The organism is Mesorhizobium sp. M4A.F.Ca.ET.020.02.1.1, from assembly GCF_004022645.1.
GTDB lineage: Bacteria > Pseudomonadota > Alphaproteobacteria > Rhizobiales > Rhizobiaceae > Mesorhizobium.
The window spans coordinates 1-1,928 of the sequence record NZ_RZOI01000950.1 but is presented as its reverse complement, the minus strand read 5'-3'; the positions used below and the strand labels follow the sequence as shown (position 1 = coordinate 1,928).

2 protein-coding genes and 1 pseudogene are annotated in these 1,928 nt (G+C 66.2%); all 3 read left to right on the top strand.

Annotated elements, in window-relative coordinates:
- The coding region (locus EN742_RS33515; RefSeq protein ID WP_128333801.1) for a rhodanese-related sulfurtransferase at positions 1-753 on the top strand (753 nt) is incomplete at its 5' end.
- A 119-nt stretch (positions 754-872) separates the two neighbouring features.
- A complete protein-coding gene (locus EN742_RS33510) occupies positions 873-1,616 on the top strand; it encodes a tellurite resistance TerB family protein (RefSeq protein WP_127421257.1) in 744 nt (247 codons plus the stop codon).
- Positions 1,617-1,841: 225 nt separating this feature from the next.
- Positions 1,842-1,928: pseudogene (locus tag EN742_RS39815) on the top strand (3-oxoacyl-ACP reductase); the annotation flags it as partial.

Here is a 1,928-nt window from a genome sequence, read left to right as displayed (position 1 = left end):
GCCGACATCGCCGCGCTGATCGACCATCTGAACTTCATCGAAGGCCTGGCCGGCCTCGAGGTCAGATACAGCGCCGCCGCCGAGATGCCGTTCCACCGCATGAAGGTGCGGCTGAAGCGCGAGATCGTCACCATGGGCGTCGAGGACCTCGATCCGGCAAGCAGCGCCGGCACCTATGTCGCGCCGGCCGACTGGAACACGCTGATCTCGGACGAGAACACCATCGTCATCGACACGCGCAATGCCTATGAGGTGTCAATCGGCACCTTCAAGGGCGCGGTCGATCCGGCGACCGCGAGCTTTCGCGAATTCCCGGCCTGGGTCGAGCGGCATCGCGACCAACTCGAAGGGCGCAAGGTGGCGATGTTCTGCACCGGCGGCATACGCTGCGAGAAGGCGACGGCCTATGTGAAATCGCTCGGCTTCGAGGCTGTGTTCCACCTGAAGGGCGGCATCCTCAAATATCTGGAGCAGGTGCCGGCCGAAGCGAGCCTGTGGCAAGGCGAATGCTTCGTCTTCGACGAACGCGTGTCGGTGTCGCATGGCCTTGCCGAGGGCGAGGCGGAGCTCTGCCGCGCCTGCCGGCATCCGCTGACGGTCGAGGACCGGCTGTCGCCGCGCTATGCCCCCGGCATCTCCTGCCCGCATTGCCACGAGGTCCGCTCCGACGAGGATCGCGCCCGCTACGCCGAACGCCAGCGGCAGGTCGAACTGGCCGCCGCGCGAGGCAAGGGTCCGCATATCGGGAGCTAGGGCCCCTTAGCCGCATCAAAGCGCTGGCCCGTCATTGTAATGTCGACATGCGGGACCTACGTCTGCGACGTCCAAACCTGCTCGTCCATGTTCGGCGCGGGCCAATTCTGGAGGCATTGATGTTCGACCCCAAGAAGCTTCTCGACGATCTGCTCGGCTCGCAGGTTCCCGGCACCGGCGGCACCGTCCGCGACAAGGCAGGTCAGGCCGTGCAGATGGCCAAGGACAATCCGCTCGCCGCCGGCGCGCTGGCCGCGGTTCTGCTTGGAACAGGCACCGGCCGGCAGGTGACGGGCACCGCCATCAAGCTCGGTGGGCTGGCCGCGATCGGCGGTCTCGCCTACAAGGCGTACCAGAATTACAAGGCCGGCAACGCGCCGGCCGAGACGCCGGCCGCCGGCGAGCCGGAACTCTTGCCGCCGCCCAAGGACACCGCCTTCCACCCCTCGCAGGCGCCGCAAGGCGAGGACGAGTTCACCCTGACACTGGTGCGGGCGATGATCTCGGCGGCGAAGGCCGATGGCCATGTCGATGACGAGGAGCGTCAGAAGATTGCCGGCAAGCTGCAACTCGCCGGCATCGGCACCGAGGCGGAACAATTCCTGATGGCGGAACTGGAGAGCCCGCTCGACCTGGATACGCTGGTCGCCGGCGCCCAGACCGACGCGCAGAAGCTCGAACTCTATACGGCCTCGCGCCTTACCATCGATCCCGACACGCGCGCAGAGCGCGGCTATCTCGACCTGCTCGCCGGTCGCCTCGGCCTGCCGGACGCGTTGGTCGACCATGTCGAGGCGACGGTGTCGGCGGCCAAGGTGCCGGTTTCCGAAAAGCCCGGAACCTCGCCCAATCCGCGCTGGTGAGTGCGACAGCCGGCGCCGCGCACGGTAACGTCTCGTTAACCGAGGAAGCGCATCATTCTAAGCAGTCGGACCGGCCTTTCCTCCTCCCAAGCCCGGTTCAGATCAGGGCGGTCGCCAATGACCGCCCTTTTTGTCGGGCCTGATGGCTGACAAGTTGGCTTGCCATCGCCTGCGTCATTTGCGATGCCAAGCTGCAGCGATGACCGGAGGACGCCGATGACTGCCATGACAGAGAAAACCGCCATCGTGACCGGCGCCGGCACGGGCATCGGCAAAAGCGTTGCCACGGCGCTGCTCAAGAACGGCTGGAAC

Bases quoted from the DNA above. Each gene is read 5' to 3' on its own strand.
- EN742_RS33510 (WP_127421257.1), top strand. From the start codon at position 873: ATGTTCGACCCCAAGAAGCTTCTCGACGATCTGCTCGGCTCGCAGGTT.